Source organism: Streptomyces chartreusis (genome assembly GCF_008704715.1).
Lineage (GTDB): Bacteria > Actinomycetota > Actinomycetes > Streptomycetales > Streptomycetaceae > Streptomyces > Streptomyces chartreusis.
In genome coordinates, this window is sequence record NZ_CP023689.1 from 3,797,618 (window position 1) to 3,820,270 (window position 22,653).

Sequence of the window (22,653 nt, forward strand, 5' to 3'; positions counted from 1 at the left end):
GACGAGCCCGCAGGCAAAGAACAACCCCGCCCCCGCGACGCTCACTCCCCGTCCGAGGAAGCCCTCCGAGTCAGCAGCCACGGCTCCACCACACCAAGACCTCGCACCGGCCGCTGCCACATCGGCTGAAGCGCGAAGCGGTACAGCGGAGGCTCCTCGCCCTCCTTCTCGGCAGTCGCCGCGGCCTCGGCCGCCTCCGCCTCGGACGCCGGCGCCTCACCCGTTCGAATGAGCTCCTCCGCGAACGCCGTGTCGACGAGGACCGCGTCACGAGGAGCTATCGACGTCAGCCGGGAGGCGAGATTCACGGTCGTACCGAACACATCGCCCATCCGGGTGGTCACCGTGCCGAACGCGATGCCGACACGCAGCTCCGGCATCGTCTCGTCGTTGGCCATCGTCTCGATCAGGCGCAGCGCGATCTCCGCGGCGACCCCGGCGTCGTCGGCCGCGTACAGCACCTCGTCGCCGAGCGTCTTGATCAGCCGTCCGCCGCGCGCGGCCACGAGGTCGGCCGCCGTGGTCTCGAAGGCCTCGACGAGCTCGCCGAGTTCCTCCTCCTCCATGCGCCGGGTCAGCCGGGTGAAGCCGACCAGGTCGGCGAAGCCCACGGCGAGACGCCGGTCGACCATCTCCTCGTCGTCGGCGGCCTGGATGACCCGGCCCGCGGAGGCGGCGAGCTGGCGCCGCCAGACGTAGACGAGGAACTCCTCCAGCTCGGGCAGGAGCAGCTCGATGATCGGGTACGTCACCTCGGTGCGCGTCATCCCGGGTTCCGGCGGCTCGGTCAGGCCCTCCAGGAACGAGTCGATCTGCCACTCCGCCAGCCGGGCGGTGGTCTGCCCGGTGGACCGCGCCACCTGCACGGCCATGGCCTCGCTGAGCAGCCCCGCCTCGACGAGACCGGCCAGGCGCCGCAGCGCCAGCACGTCGGCCTCGGTCAGCGCCTTGGCCTGCCCGATGTCGGCGAAGCCCATCGCCCGCCAGAAGCGGGACGCCAGCTCCATGGAGACGCCGGCGCTGCGGGCCGCCTGAAACGGGGTGTAGCGCCGCTCCGCGCCGAGGATGAGCTGCTCCAGACGCAGGGCGAGCGGGTCACCGCCCGGGTCGGCGGCGTTGGGGTCCACCCTGCCGTCCGCGCCCGTGCCGGAGCCCGAATCGTCGACGGTCACGCCTAGCTGCCCTTCCGATCTGCCGCGGTCGGTCATCGACCGGCCCTTCACTTTACGGCAGGTGTGCGCCAGCTCACTCCGTAAGAGAAAGCCCACCATGCCGTACTACCGCTGGTGAGGTGCCCGGCGCGGGGTGCGGGGCCGCGTCCCCGGTCACCGGACGGGCCACGGCCGCCGGCCGCACGCCGGCCGCTCCTCACGCCGGCCGCAGGTGCACGATGCCTCCCGCCCCCACCGGCTCCTGCACGCCCTCCTCCGTCGCCAGCACGAGCCGTCCGTCGCCGTCGATGGCGACCGCCTCCCCGGTGATCGCCCGATCGCCCGGCAGCTCGGCCCGCACCGTCTTCCCCAGCGTCGCGCACCCTGCCGCATACGTCTCCTGGAGCCCGCTGACCAACGGGTCCCCCACGGCTGCCCGCCAACGCCCGTACCAGTCCTCCAGGGACCGCAGCATGCCCCGCAGCAGCGGATCCCGGTCCGTGCTGGCCGCGCCGGCCAGCACGAGGGAGGCCGCCTGGGGCACCGGGAGCTCGTCCGCGCGCAGGGTGACGTTGATGCCGACGCCGATCACCACGCCGGCCTCCCCGGCCCGCTCGGCCAGGATCCCGCCGGTCTTGCGTTCCTCGCCGCCGACGGTCACCAGCACGTCGTTCGGCCACTTGAGTGCCGTGTCGACGCCGGCCGCCCGGGACAGCCCGGTCGCGACGGCGACCCCGGTGAGCAGGGGCAGCCATCCCCAGCGGGTCACCGGCACCTCGGAGGGGTTCAGCAGCACGGAGAAGAACAGCCCGGAGCGGGGCGGTGCCGTCCAGTTGCGGTCCAGGCGGCCCCGGCCCGCGGTCTGCTCCTCGGCGACCAGGACGGTGCCCTCCTCCGCCTTGCCCGCGGTCGCCAGGTCCACCAGGTCGGTGTTGGTGGAGCCGGTGCGCTCCACCACCTCCACCCGGCGCCACAGGCCGCCCTCCCGCACGAGCCCCCGCCGCAGGGCGGCGATGTTGAGCGGTGGCCGTTCCAGATCCGACCAACGGCTGTCGTCTGATGCATCTCGCGGCGTCATGCAACCCACCCTAGGTGTGGTAAACGCCGCACTGCCGATTGGTAGGCACCCCACTACTCTACGGATGAGTAACCGTCCCCCCTTTTGAGCAGGCAGGGAGCCACATCCCGATGTCCGAGCCGGAAGAGCGTCACGAGATCCAAGGGACCCCTGGGATCGACATCCACACCACCGCGGGCAAGCTCGCGGATCTCCAGCGCCGTATCGAGGAAGCGACGCACGCCGGCTCCGCACGCGCCGTCGAAAAGCAGCACGCCAAAGGCAAGTTGACGGCCCGTGAGCGAGTCGAGCTCCTCCTCGACGAGGGCTCCTTCGTCGAGCTCGACGAGTTCGCGCGGCACCGCTCCACCAACTTCGGCCTGGAGAAGAACCGTCCCTACGGCGACGGTGTCGTCACCGGGTACGGCACCGTCGACGGCCGTCCGGTGGCCGTCTTCTCCCAGGACTTCACCGTCTTCGGCGGTGCGCTGGGCGAGGTCTACGGCCAGAAGATCGTCAAGGTGATGGACTTCGCGCTGAAGACCGGCTGCCCGGTCATCGGCATCAACGACTCCGGCGGCGCCCGCATCCAGGAAGGCGTGGCCTCCCTCGGCGCCTACGGCGAGATCTTCCGCCGCAACACCCACGCCTCCGGCGTCATCCCGCAGATCAGCCTGGTCGTCGGCCCCTGCGCGGGCGGCGCGGTCTACTCCCCCGCCATCACCGACTTCACGGTCATGGTCGACCAGACCTCGCACATGTTCATCACCGGCCCGGACGTCATCAAGACGGTCACCGGCGAGGACGTCGGCTTCGAGGAGCTGGGCGGCGCCCGCACCCACAACTCGACGTCCGGTGTGGCACATCACATGGCCGGGGACGAGAAGGACGCCATCGAGTACGTCAAGCAGCTGCTGTCGTACCTGCCGTCCAACAACCTCTCCGAGCCCCCGGTGTTCGAGGAGGAGGCGGACCTCGCCCTCACCGACGAGGACCGCGAGCTGGACACGATCGTGCCGGACAGCGCGAACCAGCCGTACGACATGCACGCGGTGATCGAACACATCCTGGACGACGCCGAGTTCTTCGAGACGCAGCCGCTGTTCGCGCCGAACATCATCACCGGCTTCGGCCGGGTCGAGGGGCGCCCCGTCGGCATCGTCGCCAACCAGCCGATGCAGTTCGCCGGCTGCCTGGACATCGACGCCTCCGAGAAGGCCGCGCGCTTCGTGCGCACCTGCGACGCCTTCAACGTCCCGGTCCTCACCTTCGTCGACGTCCCCGGCTTCCTGCCGGGTGTCGACCAGGAGCACACCGGCATCATCCGCCGCGGCGCCAAGCTGATCTACGCCTACGCCGAGGCCACGGTCCCGCTGATCACGATCATCACGCGCAAGGCCTTCGGCGGTGCCTACGACGTCATGGGCTCCAAGCACCTGGGCGCCGACATCAACCTCGCCTGGCCCACCGCCCAGATCGCCGTCATGGGCGCCCAGGGCGCGGTCAACATCCTGCACCGGCGCACCCTTGCGGAGGCCGAGGCGAGCGGTGAGAACCCCGAAAACGCCGAGGCGGTGCGCGCGCGGCTGATCCAGGAGTACGAGGACGCCCTCCTCAACCCCTACGTCGCGGCCGAGCGGGGCTACATCGACGCGGTGATCATGCCGTCCGAGACCCGCCGCCATGTCGTGCGCGGCCTGCGTCAGCTGCGCACCAAGCGGGCATCCCTGCCTCCGAAGAAGCACGGCAACATCCCCCTCTAGGCCTGCTGGGAGCCGCCATGAACATCAAGGTCCTACGGGGCAACCCGACGCCGGAGGAGCTGGCCGCCGCACTGGCGGTGGTCCGCGCCCGCGCCGCGGCGGAAGCAGCGATCCCGCCCGGCGCACCCAAGCCGCGGGACGGGTGGTCGGACCCGTCCCGCATCGCCCGCCGGCGACTGCCGCAGCCGGGCCCGGCGACGTGGGCACGTACGTACTGGCCCGGTTAGAGAGCGATCGCCAGAACTTCGGCCATCACCTCGTACCCCGCGTCGTTGGGGTGCAGATGATCGCCGAAGTCGTAAGCCGGGCGCAGCCGGTCCGGGTCCTCCGGATCGGCCAGCGCCCGGTTCAGGTCCACCACCGCGTCGTACTCCCCCGCGCACCGGATCCACTCGTTGAGCTCGTGGCTCACCTTGGCCGCGTGCTCGCCCCAGTGGTCCGAGCCCCCGAAGGGCAGCAGCGTGCCGCCGATCACCCGCAGCCCGGCCGCCCTGCCCTGCCGCAGCAGCTCCCGGTGCCCGGCGATCAGCTCCGCCGCCTCCACCACCGGCGCCGGTTTGTACGTCGGCTGCTCGTCCGTCTCGCTGAAGCCGATGTCGTTCAGCCCGAGCAGCACGACCAGCGTGTCCACCCCGGGCAGTCCGAGGACGTCCCGGCGCAGCCGCCGGACGCCTCCGTCGCCGTACCAGGCCGAGTCGTTGAGCAGCAGGTTCCCGCCGATGCCGGCGTTGAGGACGGGCCGCCCCGTGCGCTTCGCGAGCGCGTCGGACCAGCGCCGGTCCGCGCCGACCGTGGAGCCGAACCCGTCCGTGATCGAGTCGCCGAGGAGCGCGACGCCGTCCGTGCGGCCGGCGTCGGTCTCCACCGCCGACAGGAAGTACCAGGACTCGCTCACGGCGTCGAAGCCCTCGCCGCCGGACGCCTGCGACAGGTCGCCCTCGCCCCGGTGACCGGACGCGAATGCCTGTGCGTGGAAGGTCGCGGGCCCGGTGGCGGCGTCGAAGTACAGCGTGACGGCCACCGACTCCCCGGCGGCGACGGCGAGTCGTACGGCGTCGCTGACGACCTCGCCCCGCGCCGGTATCGCGACCCCCGCGGCGCCCCCGAAGGTGAGCGGTGTCAGCGACCCCGGCCGCACCGCCGCCCCTTCGCCCGCGCGCCCCACGCTCGCGCCCGCGACGCGGACCGGCGATTCGCCGTACGCGTTGGACAGCCGTACCCGCAGCAGGCCGCCGCCCGCCGACAGCCGGACGACCTGCCGCAGCGACTGGCGCCAGAAGCCCTCGCGCGACCAGTTGGGCGTGAAGCCCTCGCTGGGGCGCTGAGGTGACGCGGTCCAGGAAGCGGTGAACATGACACATCCTCCAAACGGAACTGAAGTCCCTTTAGCTAATGGAACCGTAGCACCGTTTATGGAGAAGTTGAGTATGCGTACTCAGGCGCCGCCCCGGATCCCCGACCGACGATGGAAGGCATGCTGTGGTCCGACCCCGAGAACGAGCCGCCCAAAGAACTGCGCGACATGCAGGAGATGTTGCGGCGGCTGGGCGTTCTCATGGCGCTGGCCATGGTCCTCACGATGATCGTGCTCGGACTGAGGTGAGACCGGCCGGGCCCGCCGATACGCTGACGGCATGACTGATCAGCCCCGCCGCCGGCTCGTCCTCGCCTCCCAGTCCCCCGCCCGCCTCAATCTGCTCCGGCAGGCGGGGCTCGCCCCCGAGGTCATCGTGAGCGGCGTCGACGAGGACGCCGTGAGCGCACCCACCCCCGCCGAGCTGGCGCTGGCCCTGGCCGAGGCGAAGGCCTCCGTCGTCGCCGCGCGGCCCGAGGTCAAGGGCGCCATCGTGATCGGCTGCGACTCGGTCCTCGACCTGGACGGCGAGGCCCTGGGCAAGCCGGCCGACGCCGAGGAGGCCACGGCCCGCTGGAAGTCGATGCGCGGGCGGGCCGGCACGCTCCAGACCGGCCACTGCGTCTACGACACGCTCAGCGGCCGGTACACCTCCGCGACGGCCTCCACGGTCGTCCGCTTCGGCGAGCCGACGGACGAGGAGATCGCCGCGTACGTCGCCTCCGGCGAACCCCTCTACGTCGCCGGGGCGTTCACCCTGGACGGCCGTTCGGCCCCGTTCATCGACGGCATCGACGGCGACCACGGCAATGTGATCGGCATCAGCCTGCCGCTGGTGCGGCGGCTGCTGGCCCAACTGGGCATCGGCATCACGGAGTTGTGGGAGCCGGCGGAGGGGTGACGGGCGAGCCGCCGGCCGGGGAGCTCCCCGCCGGGGAACCGTCGACCGGGGAGCCGTCGCCGCCCTTGCCTCCGTCGGGCGCGGCGTCGGCGGGGCGTCCGGGCGCGCTCTGGCCGTCGTAGGTCATCAGCAGCAGCACGATGAGGCCGAGCACGACGATCATGAACACGAACGCCGTCCAGCCCACCAGCCCCCAGGCGAACGCGCCCAACAGGCCGTGCACCACGGCCGCGCTGATCAGCAGGATCCGCCCGAGGCCGGCCGGCGCGCGGTCGCGCAGGGCGACCAGCAGCGCGACCAGACCGCACAGCGCGAAGTAGCCGCCGAAGACCAGGCCGCCGACCTTCGAGGACACCGACATCACGTCAGGATCCAGACCCGCCAGGGACATGTCCTGCCGGTCCACGACGACGCCGAGGAACCAGTTCAGCGCGGCGATGCCGAACGCCTCCACGAAGAGCACGACTGCCACCAGCCACGCCACCGGCCTGCGCACCACCGGTCCCCACCCACTTCCGAGCCGTTCGGTTACCCCAAGTACGTTCGAGACATCGCGAACGCTACTAACGGGTAAACCCCGGGACAAGGGTTCGGGAGATGGCAAAGATGCATTGGGCCATTCGTAGGGATTCCACAAAGAAACCGAGTGGCCCGCAGCACGTGATGACAGAGACCTTGACCACAGAGGAGAGCTAGGGTTTTCCGGGAGAGACCTGCGTACCGTGGCGCGACAAGGGATTTCGCAGGTCGGGCGAGCCTGGAATCACGCTCCGTGTGGGCAAGCTCACCACTGGGGACGGGTCGAAGTGTCGTGTCGGCAGTCCCTAAACTCGGCTTGTTTCAAGGAGGGAGCCTCAATCGTGCGCAAGGTGCTCATCGCCAACCGTGGCGAAATCGCTGTCCGCGTGGCCCGGGCCTGTCGGGATGCCGGGATCGCGAGCGTGGCCGTCTACGCGGACCCGGACCGTGACGCTCTGCATGTCCGGGCCGCGGATGAGGCGTTCGCCCTGGGCGGTGACACCCCGGCCACCAGCTATCTGGACATCGGCAAGGTCCTGACCGCGGCCCGCGAGTCGGGTGCGGACGCGATCCATCCCGGCTACGGGTTCCTGTCGGAGAACGCCGACTTCGCCCAGGCCGTCCTGGACGCGGATCTGATCTGGATCGGCCCGCCGCCGCAGGCGATCCGTGACCTCGGTGACAAGGTCGCCGCCCGTCACATCGCCCAGCGTGCCGGCGCCCCGCTGGTCGCCGGCACCCCCGACCCGGTTGCGGGCGCCGACGAGGTCGTCGCGTTCGCCGAGACCCATGGTCTGCCGATCGCGATCAAGGCGGCCTTCGGTGGCGGCGGACGCGGTCTGAAGGTCGCCCGCACCCTGGACGAGGTGCCGGAGCTGTATGAGTCGGCGGTGCGGGAGGCGGTCGCCGCGTTCGGGCGCGGGGAATGCTTCGTCGAGCGCTACCTCGACAAGCCCCGGCATGTGGAGACGCAGTGCCTGGCCGACACCCACGGCAATGTCGTCGTGGTCTCCACGCGTGACTGCTCGCTGCAGCGCCGCCATCAGAAGCTCGTCGAGGAGGCGCCCGCGCCGTTCCTGTCCGAGGCGCAGGTCGCGGAGCTGTACTCGTCGTCGAAGGCGATCCTGAAGGAAGCCGGCTACGTCGGTGCCGGCACGGTGGAGTTCCTCGTCGGCGCGGACGGCACGATCTCCTTCCTGGAGGTCAACACCCGTCTCCAGGTCGAGCACCCGGTCACCGAGGAAGTCGCCGGGATCGATCTGGTGCGGGAGATGTTCCGCATCGCCGACGGCGAGGCCCTGGGCTACGACGACCCGCCGCTGCGCGGGCACTCCTTCGAGTTCCGCATCAACGGCGAGGACCCCGGCCGCGGCTTCCTGCCCGCCCCCGGCACCGTCACCGCCTTCGCCCCGCCGTCCGGCCCGGGCGTCCGCCTGGACGCGGGCGTGGAGTCCGGCTCCGTCATCGGCCCCGCCTGGGACTCGCTCCTGGCGAAGCTGATCGTCACCGGCGCCACCCGCGAACAGGCCCTGCAGCGCGCTTCGCGGGCACTGGAGGAGTTCCAGGTCGAGGGCATGGCCACCGCCATCCCCTTCCACCGCGCGGTCGTCAAGGACCCGGCCTTCGCACCGGAACTGACCGGCTCCACCGACCCGTTCACGGTCCACACCCGGTGGATCGAGACCGAGTTCGTCAACGACATCAAGCCCTTCGCCGCCCCCGCCGACACCGACGCGGACGAGGACACCGGCCGCGAGACCGTCGTCGTCGAGGTCGGCGGCAAGCGCCTGGAAGTCTCCCTCCCGGCCTCGCTCGGCATGACCCTGGCCCGCACCGGCCTCGCCGCCGGCGCCAAGCCCAAGCGCCGCGCCGCCAAGAAGTCCGGCCCCGTCGCCTCCGGCGACACCCTCGCCTCCCCCATGCAGGGCACCATCGTCAAGGTCGCCGTCGAGGAAGGCCAGGAGGTCAAGGAAGGCGACCTGGTCGTCGTCCTGGAGGCCATGAAGATGGAACAGCCGCTCAACGCACACAGGTCCGGCACCATCAAGGGCCTGTCCGCCGAGGTCGGCGCGTCCCTCACTTCCGGTGCCGCGATCTGCGAAATCAAGGACTGACGCATACGGCAGTCGAGGCGCCCGGCGGACTGGAACGGACAGTCCGCCGGGCGCCTCGTTTTATGCTCGGTGGCATCGTGGAAGCACACCGGCGGGCGAGAGGGCAGGTGAGAGCGATGGTGGGCGCGACTGCCGGCGAGACCGCGGGAAGCGGCAGCACGGCGGCACCGCCGACTCCGGCAAGCGCCATGCGGACCGACGCGGCACCGTCGGCCCCGGCAAGCTCCACGCGGGCACCGTCCGCCCCGGCAAGCTCCACGCGCACCGACGCGGCACCGCCGACCCCGGCACGCGCCATGCGCGCCGACGCCCGCCGCAACCACGAGCGTCTGCTGACCGAGGCCCGCTCCGCCTTCGCCGAGCACGGCACGGACGCGTCCCTGGAGGACGTGGCCCGGCGAGCGGGCGTGGGGATCGGCACCCTCTACCGTCACTTCCCCAACCGCGACGCCCTGTTGAGCGCGGTCTTCGAGGAGGCGGCCGGCGACCTGCTGGCCCGCTCCCGGGAACTCCTGCGCTCACCGGAGCCGTGCGCGGCTCTGGTGACCTGGCTGCGCGAGATGGTCACCCACGCGGGTGAATACCGCGGCCTGGCCCGCTCCCTGATGTCCGTCTCCGACGACGACACCTCGGCCCTGGCCCGGTGCAGCGGCCCCATCAGACAGGCGGGCGGCGCACTGCTGTCACGGGCCCAGGAGGCCGGCACCGTCCGCCCGGACGTGGCCGTCACCGACCTGCTCCAGCTCACCCATGCGATCGCACTGGCGGCAGAGCAGACACCTGACGACCCGGACCTGGCGGACAGGTTGCTGCACCTGACGCTGCGGGGCCTGAAAGCCCCTTAGGGCAACGCCCCGGGGGCGCGGGGAACGGCGCGACCAGCCACACCCGACCCGCACCCGCACCCGCACCCGCACCCGCACCCGCACGTCAACGCGAAGCCCTACGGCGACCGGGCGAACCGGACCTACCGTCGCCGCAGATCCGCGACGCGAGCCCGCTCCCGCTCGGCTCCCTGCTCCCCGAGCACCGCCGCCCCGGCCGGCCGCAACCCCGGCCCACCCCCGGAGGGCCCCCGTCGCGGTCCCGGCAGCGCACGCTGCTGACGCCGCGCCGGGACCTCGTCACCCCCCGACGCCCCGCTCGCCCCGGCCACGGCGATCTGCACCCCCTGATCGGCAAGGGCCTGCAACTCGGTGTGCGCACGGTCGTCGTGGGCGGGCGGTTCGTCGGTGACGAGCCGGGTGATGACGTCCGTCGGCACGGTCTGGAACATCGTGTCCGTGCCGAGCTTGGTGTGATCGGCGAGGACGACGACCTCCGCGGCCGCCTGGACGAGTGCCCGGTCGACGGACGCCGAGAGCATGTTGGACGTGGACAGCCCGCGCTCGGCGGTCAGGCCACTGCCGGAGAGGAAGGCACGCGACACGCGCAGCCCTTGCAGGGACTGCTCGGCTCCGCTGCCGACGAGGGCGTAGTTGGAGCCGCGGAGCGTGCCGCCGGTCATGACGACCTCGACCCGGTTGGCATGGGCCAACGCCTGCGCGACCAGGAGGGAGTTGGTGACGACGGTCAGTCCGGGCACGCGTGCGAGCCGGCGGGCCAGCTCCTGCGTGGTGGTTCCCGCCCCGACGACGATCGCCTCGCCCTCCTCCACGAAGTTCGCGGCGAGGTCGGCGATGGCCGTCTTCTCGGCGGTCGCGAGATGTGACTTCTGCGGAAAGCCGGACTCCCGCGTGAACCCGCCCGGCAATACCGCACCGCCGTGCCGGCGGTCGAGGAGTCCTTCTGCCTCCAGTGCGCGCACGTCCCGCCGTACGGTCACTTCGGAGGTCTGGACGACGCGGGCGAGCTCACGGAGCGACACGGCTCCGTTCGCTCGCACCATTTCGAGGATCAATTGGCGACGTTCTGCAGCGAACACGAAACTGACAGTAACCCCAACGACCGTCTGGTTTCAGCAGTTTGCGCCGAATAACAGAAGTTGTTCGCACGCTAGGGCGAGAAGTGGTATAGAGCCTAGTCCCGCCGCCTATGCCGCACGCATGCTCGACAACTCCCCGTGACCAGCGGGGAATCGGATCCGGCCGCCTGGGCGGACCCTAGAGTTCACCACCGGACTTGCGAGTGTGCAACTGCCGTGCCACCTCGGCGATCGAGCCCGAAAGAGAGGGGTACACGGTGAAGGCGTTCGCGATCTGTTCGACCGTCAGATTGTTGTCGACCGCGATCGAGATCGGGTGGATGAGTTCCGAGGCGCGCGGGGAGACGACCACGCCGCCGACCACGATGCCCGTGCCGGGGCGGCAGAAGATCTTGACGAAGCCGTCCCGGATGCCCTGCATCTTCGCGCGCGGGTTGCGCAGCAGGGGCAGCTTGACGACCCGGGCGTCGATCTTGCCCGCGTCCACGTCGGCCTGCGAGTAGCCGACGGTGGCGATCTCGGGGTCGGTGAAGACGTTCGAGGACACGGTCTTCAGGTTCAGCGGGGCCACCGCGTCGCCCAGGAAGTGGTACATGGCGATACGTCCCTGCATCGCCGCGACCGAGGCGAGGGCGAAGACTCCGGTGACGTCACCGGCGGCGTACACGCCCGGCGCGGTCGTCCGCGAGACCTTGTCGGTCCAGATGTGCCCGGAGTCGCGCAGCTTGACGCCGGCCTCCTCCAGGCCCATGCCCTCGCTGTTGGGGATGGCGCCGACGGCCATGAGGCAGTGGGTGCCGCTGATGACACGCCCGTCGGCGAGGGTGACCTCGACCCGGTCGCCGACCCGCTTGGCGGCGGCGGCACGCGAGCGCGCCATGACGTTCATGCCACGACGCCGGAAGACGTCCTCCAGGACGGCCGCGGCGTCCGGGTCCTCGCCCGGCAGCACACGGTCCCGCGACGACACGAGGGTGACCCTCGACCCGAGCGCCTGGTAGGCGCCGGCGAACTCGGCGCCGGTGACACCCGAGCCGACCACGATGAGCTCCTCGGGCAGCTCGTTGAGGTCGTAGACCTGGGTCCAGTTCAGGATGCGCTCGCCGTCGGGCTGGGCGTCGGGCAGCTCACGCGGATGACCACCGGTGGCGATCAGGACCGCGTCAGCGACGAGCGTCTCCTCGGTCCCGTCGGCGGCGCGCACGACGACCTTCCGCGACCCGTCGAGGCCCTGCATGCCCTCCAGCCGGCCGCGGCCGCGCATGACCCGGGCGCCGGCCCGGGTGACGGAGGCGGTGATGTCGTGCGACTGGGCGAGCGCGAGCCGCTTCACACGCCGGTTGACCTTGCCCAGATCGACGCCCACCACACGGGCGGGCGTGTCGATGTGCGGCGTGTCGTCGGCGACGATGATCCCCAGCTCCTCGTAGGAGGAGTCGAAGGTGGTCATCACCTCGGCCGTGGCGATCAGGGTCTTGGACGGCACGCAGTCGGTGAGCACCGACGCCCCGCCCAGACCGTCGCAGTCGACGACGGTCACCTCCGCGCCGAGTTGAGCGGCGACCAGCGCCGCTTCGTATCCGCCGGGTCCGCCACCGATGATCACGATCCGAGTCACGTACTCCATTGTCCCGCACGCATCACCGTGGTACCGCCTGGGGGCCCGCCCGAGACACCACCGTTACGGGAGGGGCACACGATGCACCTGCCGTACCCTCTCTCCATGTCGCTCTACGCCGCGTACGCCGGCAATCTCGACGCGCGGCTGATGACCCGCCGCGCCCCGCACTCGCCGCTGCGCGCCACCGGCTGGCTGAACGGGTGGCGGCTGACGTTCGGCGGCGAGCAGCTGGGCTGGGAGGGCGCGCTGGCGACCCTCGTCGAGGACCCCATGGAGCAGGTCTTCGTCGCGCTGTACGACATCGCGCCCATGGACGAGGACTCCCTGGACCGCTGGGAGGGCGTCGGCCTCGGCATCTACCGCCGTCTGCGGGTCCGCGTGCACACGCTGGAGGGCGAGGAGCCGGCCTGGACGTACGTGCTGAACGCCTACGAGGGCGGGCTGCCGTCGGCGCGCTACCTGGGCGAGGTCGCGGACGCCGCGGAGTCGGCCGGGGCGCCCCACGACTACGTGATGGAGCTGCGCAAGCGCCCCTGCTGAGGCTCACCGGTCTCACACATCCCTCCAGTCCCCGCGTTCACAGGTTTCGTTGGAAACGACAAGACAACGATCGCCATCCCGTGAGCTCTGTCATCTACGCGCGTAGGCCCAAACCGGCTACCCTCAGTCGCGTGAACGCATCTCTTCTTCCGGACGACATCCAGGGCGACCCCCACGCCGCCGCCGACGCCGCCGCCGCGCGCCTGCGCGAACTCACCGGCGCCGAGACCCACGACGTCGCCCTCGTGATGGGCTCCGGCTGGGCTCCGGCCGTGGACGCCCTCGGCGCACCCGAGGCCGAGTTCCAGGTCACCGAGCTGCCCGGGTTCCCCCCGCCGGCGGTCGAAGGGCACGGCGGCAAGGTCCGGTCGTACCGGATCGGCAACAAGCGCGCCCTGGTCTTCCTCGGCCGCACCCACTACTACGAGGGCCGCGGCGTGGCCGCCGTGTCCCATGGCGTCCGCACCGCGGTGGCGGCCGGCTGCAAGACGATCGTCCTGACCAACGGCTGCGGCGGCCTGCGCGAGGGCATGCGCCCCGGCCAGCCGGTCCTGATCAGCGACCACATCAACCTGACGGCCACGTCGCCCATCATCGGCGCCAACTTCGTCGACCTCACCGACCTCTACTCCCCCCGCCTGCGCGCCCTGTGCAAGGAGATCGACCCCACCCTCGAGGAGGGCGTCTACGCCCAGTTCCCCGGCCCGCACTACGAGACGCCGGCCGAGATCCGCATGGCCCGCGTCATCGGCGCGGACCTGGTGGGCATGTCGACGGTCCTCGAAGCGATCGCCGCGCGCGAGGCGGGCGCGGAGGTGCTGGGTATCTCCCTGGTGACGAACCTCGCCGCGGGCATGACGGGCGAGCCCCTCAACCACGAGGAGGTCCTCCAGGCGGGCCGCGACAGCGCGACGCAGATGGGCTCCCTGCTGGCCCAGGTCCTCGGCCGCCTGTAGGAAGACGCCGCGCCTCGGTAGCGCCACGGTTCGCAGTCCGGCGGCTGCGGGCCCGCGGGGGCTGGTCGCGCAGTTCCCCGCGCCCCTAAAGGCAGGGGGTTGCAGTGGCCCTGCGCCAAGCCGTGACCGCAACCGTCACAACCGTCGCGCAGTTCCCCGCGCCCCTTGGGGCGTTCCAGCCGCGTACGGCGCGAAGGGGACGTGCCGGGGGGTGTCCGCCCGCAGCGGCGGGCGTCAACGCAGGGCACCCTGCTGAGACACAGCAACCGCCCGACCGAGGACGGACACCCCCCGGCACGGCCCCGACCCGCCCACCGGACCGAAGGCGCTACGCGAACCCCCACCGAGGCCGCACAGGCCGCCGCAGGCACCACGACCGACAACGAGAGGCTGACCCCGACGTGCACGACGACCTCATCACCCGGGCCAAGGCATGGCTCGAGGAGGACCCGGACCCGGAGACCCGCGCCGAACTCGCGAAGCTCATCGACGCCGCGGACGTCACCGAACTCGCCCCCCGCTTCAGCGGCACCCTCCAGTTCGGCACCGCGGGCCTGCGAGGCGAACTCGGCGCCGGCCCCATGCGCATGAACCGCACCGTCGTCATCCGCGCCGCAGCCGGCCTCGCCGCCTACCTCAAGTCCCAGGGTCACACCGACGGCCTCGTGGTCATCGGCTACGACGCCCGCCACAAGTCGGAGGACTTCGCCCGCGACACGGCCGCCGTCATGACCGGCGCGGGCCTGCGCGCAGCCGTACTCCCCCGCCCCCTCCCCACCCCGGTCCTCGCGTACGCGATAAGGCACCTCGGCGCCGCAGCCGGCGTAGAGGTCACGGCCAGCCACAACCCGCCCCGCGACAACGGCTACAAGGTCTACCTCGGCGACGGCTCCCAGATCGTCCCGCCCGCCGACGCGGACATCGCCGCCGAGATCGACGCAGTACGGTCCCTCAACGACGTCCCCCGCCCGGACTCCGGCTGGGAGACCCTCGACGACAGCGTCCTCGACGCCTACCTCGCCCGCACGGACGAGGTCCTCGCGGCCGGCTCCCCCCGCACCGCCCGCACCGTCTACACGGCCATGCACGGCGTGGGCAAGGACGTCCTCCTCGCCGCCTTCGAGCGCGCCGGCTTCCCCGCCCCCGCCCTCGTCGCCGAGCAGGCCGACCCCGACCCGGACTTCCCCACCGTCGCGTTCCCCAACCCGGAGGAGCCCGGCGCGATGGACCTCGCCTTCGCGAAGGCCCGCGAGACGGACCCGGACCTCGTCATCGCCAACGACCCCGACGCCGACCGCTGCGCCGTGGCCGTAAAGGAAGACGCCGAATGGCGCATGCTGCGCGGCGATGAAGTCGGTTCCCTCCTCGCCGCACACCTGGTCGGCCGAGGCGCGCGCGGCACGTTCGCCGAGTCGATCGTCTCCTCCTCCCTCCTCGGCCGGATCGCCGAGAAGGCGGGGCTCCCGTACGAGGAGACCCTCACCGGCTTCAAGTGGATCGCCCGCGTCGACGGCCTGCGCTACGGCTACGAGGAGGCCCTCGGCTACTGCGTGGACCCCGAGGGCGTGCGCGACAAGGACGGCATCACCGCCGCCCTGCTGATCACCGAGCTCGCCTCCGCACTCAAGGAAGAGGGCCGCACGCTCCTCGACCTCCTCGACGACCTCGCCGTGGAGCACGGTCTGCACGCCACGGACCAGCTCTCGGTGCGCGTCGAGGACCTGTCGGTCATCGCGGACGCCATGCGCCGACTGCGCGAGCAGCCGCCGACGGAGCTGGCCGGCCTGGCCATCACCCGCGCCGAGGACCTCACCCGGGGCACCGAGACGCTGCCGCCCACCGACGGTCTGCGTTACACCCTCGAAGGCGCCCGCGTCATCGTCCGCCCCAGCGGCACCGAGCCCAAGCTGAAGTGCTACCTGGAGGTCGTCGTCCCGGTGGCGAAGCACGCCGACCTCCCGGCGGCCCGCGCCGAGGCGGCCGCCCTACTGGCGACGATCAAGCGGGACCTGTCGACGGCGGCGGGCATCTGAGCCGTACACCGCATTACTGATCGTTCCCGAAAGGGTGCCCCCATGCGGAGGCACCCTTTCGGGCGTTCCCTCCACGGCGGTCGACCCGCGCGTACGGCAGGCCGCCCGCGGGCGCGCAGGACCGCGGCCCGCGGTCCGCTCAGCCGATCGCCAGCAGGATCACCAGCAGCACGGCGCCCGCGACGACCGGTCCCGCCACCTCGTAGGCCCAGCGCACGGTCACCTCGCCCTGCGCGGACTCCGAGTTCTCCCCTTGCTCCAGCAGTTCCCGCAGGTCGTCCATGACCTTGTCGGTCTCGGCCCGCATCGGACCGTCCGAGTCGACGTCCCCGCGCGGCGCGCCGAAGCCGAGCCCGCCGAATCCCGCGCCGCCGCCCGTACGGCCGCCGCGGTCGCCGCGCCCCGAAGCCGCGCGGGCCGAACGCCGGGCGGCCTTCTTGCGGGCCCGCAGGGAGACCGGGACCGCCCACAGCTGGAACTTGGTGCCGGACTTGGCGACGACCTCGTTCGAGTAGCTGGAGCGCAGCGCGGCGACCTGGCCCCAGGGCAGCACGATCACGCGGAGCGGGTTGCGGATGCGCAGCCGGTCCTCGTTGGCGTGGACGGCGGGACGCAGGGTGAACGCGATCACCAGCGGCACGAGGAGGATGATCGCCGCGAGGGCCAGCCACTGGGTGCGTCCCTCGCCGCGCAGCAGGGCGTCGAAGCCGAGCCAGAGCACGATGACCAGCAGGGCGACTCCGCCGACGATGCCCATGGGTGAGCGGTACACCCGGTCCTTCGAGGTGGGGTCTGGGGAGGGGGACGGGTGTTCGGGGGTCGTCATGAGGCCGATTGTGCCGTACGGCTGCGCCGCCCTGCCGATCACCCACTCGCCGTGAGGGAACATGTCCGGTGCGCGAGCGCGGGCCGACCATGGCCGCTCGCGCAGTTCCCCGCGCCCCTGAGGGCATGACCGGCCCCGGACTTTCCAGTCATCCGCCCCCTCGGGGTGTACAGCCGCTACGCGCGTAGATATGCTCGTCTGGTGACCATGCCCACCAATGCATCTGCCGCAGCTCACGCACTCACGGACGTCACCGCGTCCGACAGCACGCTGCGCCGCTTCCTCCACGGGCTGCCGGGTGTCGACGCGGTCGGCCTGGAGGGGCGGGCCGCGTCCCTCGGTACCCGTTCCATCAAGACGACCGCCAAGGCGTACGCCATCGACCTCGCCATCTCGATGGTCGACCTGACGACGCTGGAAGGCGCGGACACCCCGGGCAAGGTCCGGGCGCTCGGCGCCAAGGCGGTCCACCCCGACCCGACGGACCGGACGACGCCCTCGACGGCCGCCGTCTGCGTCTATCCCGACATGGTGGCCACCGCCAAGGCGGCCGTCGCCGGGTCGACCGTGAAGGTCGCCTCCGTCGCCACGGCCTTCCCCGCGGGCCGCGCGCCCCTGGGGGTGAAGCTGGCGGACGTCCGTGAGGCCGTCGCCGCCGGTGCCGACGAGATCGACATGGTCATCGACCGGGGCGCTTTCCTCGCCGGGAACTACATGAAGGTGTACGACGAGATCGTCGCCGTGAAGGAGGCCTCCGGGGCGGCCCGCCTCAAGGTCATCTTCGAGACCGGCGAGCTGTCGACGTACGACAACATCCGGCGGGCCAGCTGGCTCGGCATGCTGGGCGGCGCCGACTTCATCAAGACGTCCACCGGCAAGGTCGCCGTGAACGCCACGCCCGCGAACACCCTCCTTATGCTGGAAGCGGTGCGGGACTTCCGCGCCCAGACCGGCATCCAGGTCGGTGTGAAGCCGGCCGGCGGGATCCGTACCTCCAAGGACGCGATCAAGTTTCTCGTTCTGGTCAACGAGACCGCCGGCGAGGACTGGCTGGACAACCACTGGTTCCGCTTCGGCGCCTCCTCGCTTCTGAACGACCTGCTGATGCAGCGGCAGAAGCTGGCCACCGGCCGCTACTCCGGCCCCGACTACGTGACGGTGGACTGATCACCATGGCATCGGTATTCGAATACGCACCGGCCCCCGAGTCCCGCTCGATCGTCGACATCGCGCCGTCGTACGGCCTGTTCATCGACGGCGAGTTCGTGGAGGCGGCCGACGGCAAGGTCTTCAAGACCGTCTCGCCGTCCACCGAGGAGGTCCTCGCCGAGATCGCCCAGGCGGGCGAGGCGGACGTGGACCGTGCCGTGCAGGCCGCCCGCAAGGCGTTCGAGAAGTGGTCGGCGCTGCCGGGCTCCGAGCGCGCGAAGTACCTCTTCCGCATCGCCCGGATCATCCAGGAGCGCAGCCGTGAGCTGGCCGTCCTGGAGACCCTGGACAACGGCAAGCCGATCAAGGAGACCCGCGACGCGGACCTCCCGCTGGTCGCCGCGCACTTCTTCTACTACGCGGGCTGGGCCGACAAGCTCGACCACGCCGGCTTCGGCGCGAACCCGCAGCCGCTGGGCGTGGCCGGCCAGGTCATCCCCTGGAACTTCCCCCTCCTCATGCTGGCGTGGAAGATCGCCCCCGCGCTCGCCACCGGCAACACGGTGGTACTGAAGCCCGCCGAGACGACCCCCCTGTCGGCCCTGTTCTTCGCGGACATCTGCCGCCAGGCGGGCCTGCCCAAGGGCGTCGTCAACATCCTTCCCGGATACGGCGACGCGGGCGCCGCGGTCGTCGCGCACCCGGACGTCAACAAGGTCGCCTTCACCGGCTCCACGGCCGTCGGCAAGGAGATCGCCCGCACGATCGCCGGCACCCGCAAGAAGGTCACCCTGGAGCTCGGCGGCAAGGGCGCCAACATCGTCTTCGACGACGCCCCCATCGACCAGGCCGTCGAGGGCATCGTCAACGGCATCTTCTTCAACCAGGGCCAGGTCTGCTGCGCCGGCAGCCGGCTGCTGGTCCAGGAGTCGGTCGAGGAGGAACTGCTGGAGTCCCTCAAGCGCAGGCTCTCCACGCTCCGCCTGGGCGACCCGCTGGACAAGAACACCGACATCGGCGCGATCAACTCCGAGGAGCAGCTGACCCGCATCACCTCGCTCGTCGAGGCGGGCGAGGCGGAGGGCGCCGAGCGCTGGTCGCCGGCCTGTGACATCCCGGAGAGCGGCTACTGGTTCGCCCCGACGCTCTTCACGAACGTCACCCAGGCGCACCGCATCGCCCGCGACGAGATCTTCGGCCCGGTCCTGTCGGTCCTCACCTTCCGCACCCCGGACGAGGCCGTCGCCAAGGCCAACAACACCCCGTACGGCCTGTCGGCGGGCATCTGGACCGAGAAGGGCTCGCGGATCCTCGCCGTGGCGAACAAGCTCCGGGCCGGTGTCGTCTGGTCCAACACGTTCAACAAGTTCGACCCGACCTCGCCGTTCGGCGGATACAAGGAGTCGGGCTTCGGCCGCGAGGGCGGCCGCCACGGCCTGGAGGCGTACCTCGATGTCTGACAAGTCCGAGCAGCAGCGTCTGAGCGTCTTCAAGACCTACAAGCTGTACGTCGGCGGGAAGTTCCCGCGTTCCGAGAGCGGCCGGGTGTACGAGGTGACGGACTCCAAGGGCAACTGGCTGGCGAACGTCCCCCTGTCGTCCCGCAAGGACGCCCGTGACGCCGTGGTCGCCGCCCGCAAGGCGTTCGGCGGCTGGTCCGGGGCGACGGCGTACAACCGCGGTCAGATCCTCTACCGCATCGCCGAGATGCTGGAGGGCCGGCGCGAGCAGTACGTCCGCGAAGTCGCCGACGCCGAGGGCCTGTCGAAGTCGAAGGCGGCGGCGCAGGTCGACGCGGCGATCGACCGCTGGGTCTGGTACGCGGGCTGGACGGACAAGATCGCCCAGGTCGTGGGCGGCGGCAACCCGGTCGCGGGCCCGTTCTTCAACCTGTCCTCGCCCGAGCCGACCGGTGTGGTCGCGATCGTGGCGCCGCAGGAGTCGTCGTTCCTGGGTCTGGTGTCCGTGCTCGCCCCGGTGATCGCGACCGGCAACACGGCGATCGTGGTGGCGTCGGAGAAGTCCCCGCTGCCCGCCCTGTCCCTGGGCGAGGTCCTGGCCACCTCCGACCTGCCCGGCGGTGTCGTCAACGTCCTGTCCGGCCGTACGGCGGAGATCGCCACGCCGCTCGCCGCCCACCAGGACGTCAACGCGATCGACCTGGCCGGCGCCGGCGAGGACCTGGCGAAGGAGCTGGAGATCGCGGCGGCGGACAACCTCAAGCGCGTCCTGCGTCCACAGTCTGTGGACCACACCGCCACGCCCGGCATCGACCGTATGACGGCGTTCCTGGAGACGAAGACGGTCTGGCACCCGACGGGTTCGCTGGGCGCGTCCGGCTCGTCGTACTGAGGACCGGCCGGCACCGAGACCGGAGAGCCGCGCTTCCCCGCCGTCCCGGGGAGACGCGGCTCTCTGCCGCGCGCGGGCGCGGGGTGGCCGGGTGAACGCCACATGCAGTGCAGGTGTGATCCGCGCATCAAACGTGGTCCGCCGGGTCGTTCACCGGCCCGTCGATGCCTCACACTGGTGTCCCGTGAGTTCCCCTTCGCCCATACCGACGCGAGTCGTGCTGCTCTGCGGCCCCTCCGGCTCCGGCAAGTCCCTTCTCGCCGCCCGCTCCGGCCTTCCGGTCCTGCGGCTCGACGACTTCTACAAAGAGGGCGACGACCCGACCCTGCCCCTGGTCCCGGGGAGCTCCGACATCGACTGGGACCACCCCGACTCCTGGGACGCCGACACGGCCGTCGCGGCGATCACCGAGCTGTGCCGCACGGGCCGCACCGACGTGCCGCTGTACGACATCTCGCTGAGCGCCCGCACCGGCGCGGAGTCCGTCGACATCGGCCGCACCCCGCTGTTCATCGCGGAGGGCATCTTCGCGGCCGAGATCGTCAACCGCTGCCGTGAACTCGGTGTCCTGGCCGACGCGCTGTGCCTGAGCCGGGGCCCGATGCGCACCTTCCGCCGCCGCTTCCTGCGCGACCTGAAGGAGGGCCGCAAGTCGGTGCCCTTCCTGCTGCGCCGCGGCTGGCGCCTGATGCGCCTGGAGCGCTCCATCGTCGCCCACCAGACGTCCCTGGGCGCATACGCCTGCGACCGTGACGAGGCCCTCGGCCGGCTCACGGCGGCCGCCGCGGGCCGCTGCCCGGCCACCGCCCCGGCAGCCTGAACGAAGTCGGCACCCACGCCGTCGTAGGACCGTGAAGAACGCTCCTGTTTCTGCGTGGGGAAGGAAGCCGATGACCGGTGCACCCCTGACCGTCCGCCGGGTGCTCCCGGCTGTTCTGCTGGCCCTGGCGGCCACCGGTTGCGGTGAGGGAGACGCCACGGAGCCGGACGGCACCGCCGCGGCCTCCTGCGCGTACATGGTGACGTACGCCGACCGCACCTATCTCGGCACCGCGGGCACCGACTTCACCGTCGGGAAGAAGCTGGGCACCGCCACGGTCCCGGAGTGCGACGACACCCCGAACGACCCCGAAGGCGCAGTCCCCGAGGGCAAGGTCACCGCGTACGCGGTCGAGGGGGAGGACCCGGCCGTCGCCATCGCCGTGGGCGACACGCCCGCCGAGGCGACCCTGATGAAGGTCCGCTGAGCACACAGCGAAGCGGGACTGGACGGACCCCCCGGCCCTCCAGCCCCGCTGTCGTTGTGCTCCGCCCACGTCCCCCGTGGCGGAGCACCCCCCGTTCCCCCGTGGGTTCCCCGTTGGCCCCCCAGCCCCCGTGGATCCCCCACTTGTCACCGCTCCCCCGCGGTGCCCCCCGAACCTTCAGGCGACAAGCTCCCCGAAGGCGTCCTCCTCGTCACGGCCGAAGCTGAGGACCTCGTCCTCGCGCAGCCGGCGGAGCGACCGCCAGATGCTGGACTTCACCGTGCCGACACTGATGTCGAGGATGTCCGCGATCTCCGGGTCGGTGCGGCCCTCGTAGTAACGAAGGACCAGCATCGTCCGCTGGAGTTCGGGCAGCCGGGCCAGCGCCTGCCACAGGACCGCGCGCAGTTCGGTGCCGCGCATCGCGTCCGTGTCGCCGGGCGTCTCCGGCAGCTCCTCGGTCGGGTACTCGTTCAGCTTGCGGCGGCGCCACGCGCTGATGTGCAGGTTCGTCATCGTCCGCCGCAGGTAACCACCGACGGCGGCCTTGTCACTGATCCGGTCCCAGGCCTTGTACGTCGAGAACAGCGCGCTCTGGAGCAGGTCCTCGGCCTCGAAGCGGTCACCGGTCAGGTGGTAGGCGGTTGCGTACAGGGAGGCGCGGCGCTCCTGGACGTAGGCGGTGAACTCCGCCTCCGACAGCGAGCGACGACGCTCCCCCGAGTCCTCCCTGTACGCGCTTCCCCCGTGCGGTTCCCCCGTGAAACCGTCAACCACCGTCATGTACGCGGTGTGCTGACGCCCGGTGCCGCGAGCGCACCCCCGCCCGCTCACGGCACCGGACTTCTCCGAACCCCGGCCCCCGTTCACGTCGTGCAGACGCGTGATCACTGCGCTGGTGCTGGTGCCGTGCAGCGTGTTCATCTCGCGCCCCCCGTCGTGGACTTCCGGTGTTCTGCTCGTGCGTCCTGCTGTGTTGCGTCCTGCTGTCTTGCCTTGTGCCGAAAAGCTTGCCCGGGCACTTTCATCGCCGTGTCCGCCGACTGTCACAGAGCTGTCACAGGGGCCTGTGTCAGAGCCCGCCCCCAGCGCCACCACAGCGCGGACACAGCCGGCAGCGCTACGCACACGTATCCCTACTGCTCG

General features: G+C 71.3%; 22 protein-coding genes. 14 read left to right on the plus strand and 8 right to left on the minus strand.

Annotated elements, in window-relative coordinates:
- Positions 1-41 precede the first annotated feature (41 nt).
- A complete protein-coding gene (locus CP983_RS16055) occupies positions 42-1,172 on the minus strand; it encodes an adenylate/guanylate cyclase domain-containing protein (RefSeq protein ID WP_150500058.1) in 1,131 nt (376 codons plus the stop codon).
- 196 nt (positions 1,173-1,368) lie between these two features.
- Positions 1,369-2,229 carry a biotin--[acetyl-CoA-carboxylase] ligase gene (locus CP983_RS16060; RefSeq protein ID WP_150500060.1) on the minus strand — a complete coding sequence of 287 codons (861 nt, stop codon included), beginning with the start codon at positions 2,227-2,229 and terminating at the stop codon, positions 1,369-1,371.
- Positions 2,230-2,339: 110 nt separating this feature from the next.
- On the opposite strand from CP983_RS16060, the gene CP983_RS16065 reads away from it, so the two are divergent.
- The gene (locus CP983_RS16065) at positions 2,340-3,971 is read left to right on the plus strand and encodes an acyl-CoA carboxylase subunit beta (RefSeq protein ID WP_150500062.1); all 1,632 of its coding nucleotides are present in this window, start codon (positions 2,340-2,342) and stop codon (positions 3,969-3,971) included.
- 17 nt (positions 3,972-3,988) lie between these two features.
- Positions 3,989-4,198: an acyl-CoA carboxylase epsilon subunit gene (locus CP983_RS16070; RefSeq protein WP_107903743.1), complete on the plus strand. Its 210-nt coding sequence runs from the start codon at positions 3,989-3,991 to the stop codon at positions 4,196-4,198.
- On the opposite strand, the gene CP983_RS16075 is transcribed toward CP983_RS16070, so the two are convergent.
- On the minus strand, positions 4,195-5,325 hold the full coding sequence (locus CP983_RS16075) for an SGNH/GDSL hydrolase family protein (protein WP_150500064.1): 1,131 nt from the start codon (positions 5,323-5,325) through the stop codon (positions 4,195-4,197). The two genes, CP983_RS16070 and CP983_RS16075, sit on opposite strands and share 4 nt — an antisense overlap.
- A 120-nt stretch (positions 5,326-5,445) precedes the next feature.
- On the opposite strand from CP983_RS16075, the gene mmpB reads away from it, so the two are divergent.
- Complete coding sequence (gene mmpB / locus CP983_RS44945; RefSeq protein ID WP_093747104.1) at positions 5,446-5,574, plus strand: morphogenic membrane protein MmpB; 129 nt, start codon at positions 5,446-5,448, stop codon at positions 5,572-5,574.
- Positions 5,575-5,605: 31 nt separating this feature from the next.
- Positions 5,606-6,226 (plus strand): Maf family protein, encoded by a 621-nt coding sequence (locus CP983_RS16080; protein ID WP_107903748.1) that lies wholly within the window; start codon positions 5,606-5,608, stop codon positions 6,224-6,226.
- Here the strand turns inward: CP983_RS16080 and CP983_RS16085 are convergent.
- On the minus strand, positions 6,195-6,725 hold the full coding sequence (locus CP983_RS16085) for a hypothetical protein (protein WP_107903750.1): 531 nt from the start codon (positions 6,723-6,725) through the stop codon (positions 6,195-6,197). The two genes, CP983_RS16080 and CP983_RS16085, sit on opposite strands and share 32 nt — an antisense overlap.
- Before the next feature lie 361 nt (positions 6,726-7,086).
- Between CP983_RS16085 and CP983_RS16090 the strand changes: the two genes are divergently transcribed.
- Both CP983_RS16090 and CP983_RS16095 read left to right on the plus strand, forming a co-directional pair.
- Positions 7,087-8,859, plus strand: a complete 1,773-nt coding sequence (locus tag CP983_RS16090; protein WP_150500066.1) for an acetyl/propionyl/methylcrotonyl-CoA carboxylase subunit alpha — start codon at positions 7,087-7,089, stop codon at positions 8,857-8,859.
- A gap of 296 nt (positions 8,860-9,155) precedes the next feature.
- On the plus strand, positions 9,156-9,704 hold the full coding sequence (locus CP983_RS16095) for a TetR/AcrR family transcriptional regulator (RefSeq protein WP_125530042.1): 549 nt from the start codon (positions 9,156-9,158) through the stop codon (positions 9,702-9,704).
- 122 nt (positions 9,705-9,826) lie between these two features.
- Here the strand turns inward: CP983_RS16095 and CP983_RS16100 are convergent, their stop codons facing one another.
- Both CP983_RS16100 and CP983_RS16105 read right to left on the minus strand, forming a co-directional pair.
- The gene (locus CP983_RS16100; protein WP_093747101.1) at positions 9,827-10,783 is read right to left on the minus strand and encodes a DeoR/GlpR family DNA-binding transcription regulator; all 957 of its coding nucleotides are present in this window, start codon (positions 10,781-10,783) and stop codon (positions 9,827-9,829) included.
- A 178-nt stretch (positions 10,784-10,961) separates the two neighbouring features.
- The gene (locus tag CP983_RS16105) at positions 10,962-12,410 is read right to left on the minus strand and encodes an NAD(P)H-quinone dehydrogenase (protein ID WP_125529642.1); all 1,449 of its coding nucleotides are present in this window, start codon (positions 12,408-12,410) and stop codon (positions 10,962-10,964) included.
- Between the two features lie 96 nt (positions 12,411-12,506).
- On the opposite strand from CP983_RS16105, the gene CP983_RS16110 reads away from it, so the two are divergent.
- The 3 genes from CP983_RS16110 to CP983_RS16125 all read left to right on the plus strand — a co-directional run bounded on the left by CP983_RS16110 (position 12,507) and on the right by CP983_RS16125 (position 15,933).
- Positions 12,507-12,944 (plus strand): gamma-glutamylcyclotransferase family protein, encoded by a 438-nt coding sequence (locus CP983_RS16110; RefSeq protein ID WP_107905243.1) that lies wholly within the window; start codon positions 12,507-12,509, stop codon positions 12,942-12,944.
- A gap of 131 nt (positions 12,945-13,075) precedes the next feature.
- Positions 13,076-13,900, plus strand: a complete 825-nt coding sequence (locus tag CP983_RS16115) for a purine-nucleoside phosphorylase (RefSeq protein ID WP_030956459.1) — start codon at positions 13,076-13,078, stop codon at positions 13,898-13,900.
- 401 nt (positions 13,901-14,301) lie between these two features.
- On the plus strand, positions 14,302-15,933 hold the full coding sequence (locus CP983_RS16125) for a phospho-sugar mutase (protein WP_150500068.1): 1,632 nt from the start codon (positions 14,302-14,304) through the stop codon (positions 15,931-15,933).
- Between the two features lie 139 nt (positions 15,934-16,072).
- On the opposite strand, the gene CP983_RS16130 is transcribed toward CP983_RS16125, so the two are convergent.
- On the minus strand, positions 16,073-16,759 hold the full coding sequence (locus tag CP983_RS16130; protein ID WP_150500070.1) for a PH domain-containing protein: 687 nt from the start codon (positions 16,757-16,759) through the stop codon (positions 16,073-16,075).
- A 201-nt stretch (positions 16,760-16,960) separates the two neighbouring features.
- Between CP983_RS16130 and deoC the strand changes: the two genes are divergently transcribed.
- From deoC to CP983_RS16155, 5 genes are all read left to right on the plus strand, one after another.
- Positions 16,961-17,926, plus strand: a complete 966-nt coding sequence (gene deoC / locus CP983_RS16135) for a deoxyribose-phosphate aldolase (protein ID WP_150500072.1) — start codon at positions 16,961-16,963, stop codon at positions 17,924-17,926.
- A gap of 5 nt (positions 17,927-17,931) precedes the next feature.
- A complete protein-coding gene (locus tag CP983_RS16140) occupies positions 17,932-19,368 on the plus strand; it encodes an aldehyde dehydrogenase family protein (RefSeq protein ID WP_150500074.1) in 1,437 nt (478 codons plus the stop codon).
- Positions 19,361-20,260: an aldehyde dehydrogenase family protein gene (locus CP983_RS16145; protein ID WP_150500076.1), complete on the plus strand. Its 900-nt coding sequence runs from the start codon at positions 19,361-19,363 to the stop codon at positions 20,258-20,260. Before CP983_RS16140 ends, CP983_RS16145 begins: the two co-directional genes overlap by 8 nt.
- A gap of 184 nt (positions 20,261-20,444) precedes the next feature.
- Positions 20,445-21,080: a uridine kinase family protein gene (locus tag CP983_RS16150; RefSeq protein ID WP_229914922.1), complete on the plus strand. Its 636-nt coding sequence runs from the start codon at positions 20,445-20,447 to the stop codon at positions 21,078-21,080.
- A gap of 70 nt (positions 21,081-21,150) precedes the next feature.
- Positions 21,151-21,507: a DUF6281 family protein gene (locus CP983_RS16155; RefSeq protein ID WP_150500078.1), complete on the plus strand. Its 357-nt coding sequence runs from the start codon at positions 21,151-21,153 to the stop codon at positions 21,505-21,507.
- A 177-nt stretch (positions 21,508-21,684) separates the two neighbouring features.
- On the opposite strand, the gene CP983_RS16160 is transcribed toward CP983_RS16155, so the two are convergent.
- Entirely contained in the window at positions 21,685-22,431 is a 747-nt protein-coding gene (locus tag CP983_RS16160) for a SigE family RNA polymerase sigma factor (RefSeq protein WP_093747095.1), read from the minus strand.
- Between the last annotated feature and the right edge of the window lie 222 nt (positions 22,432-22,653).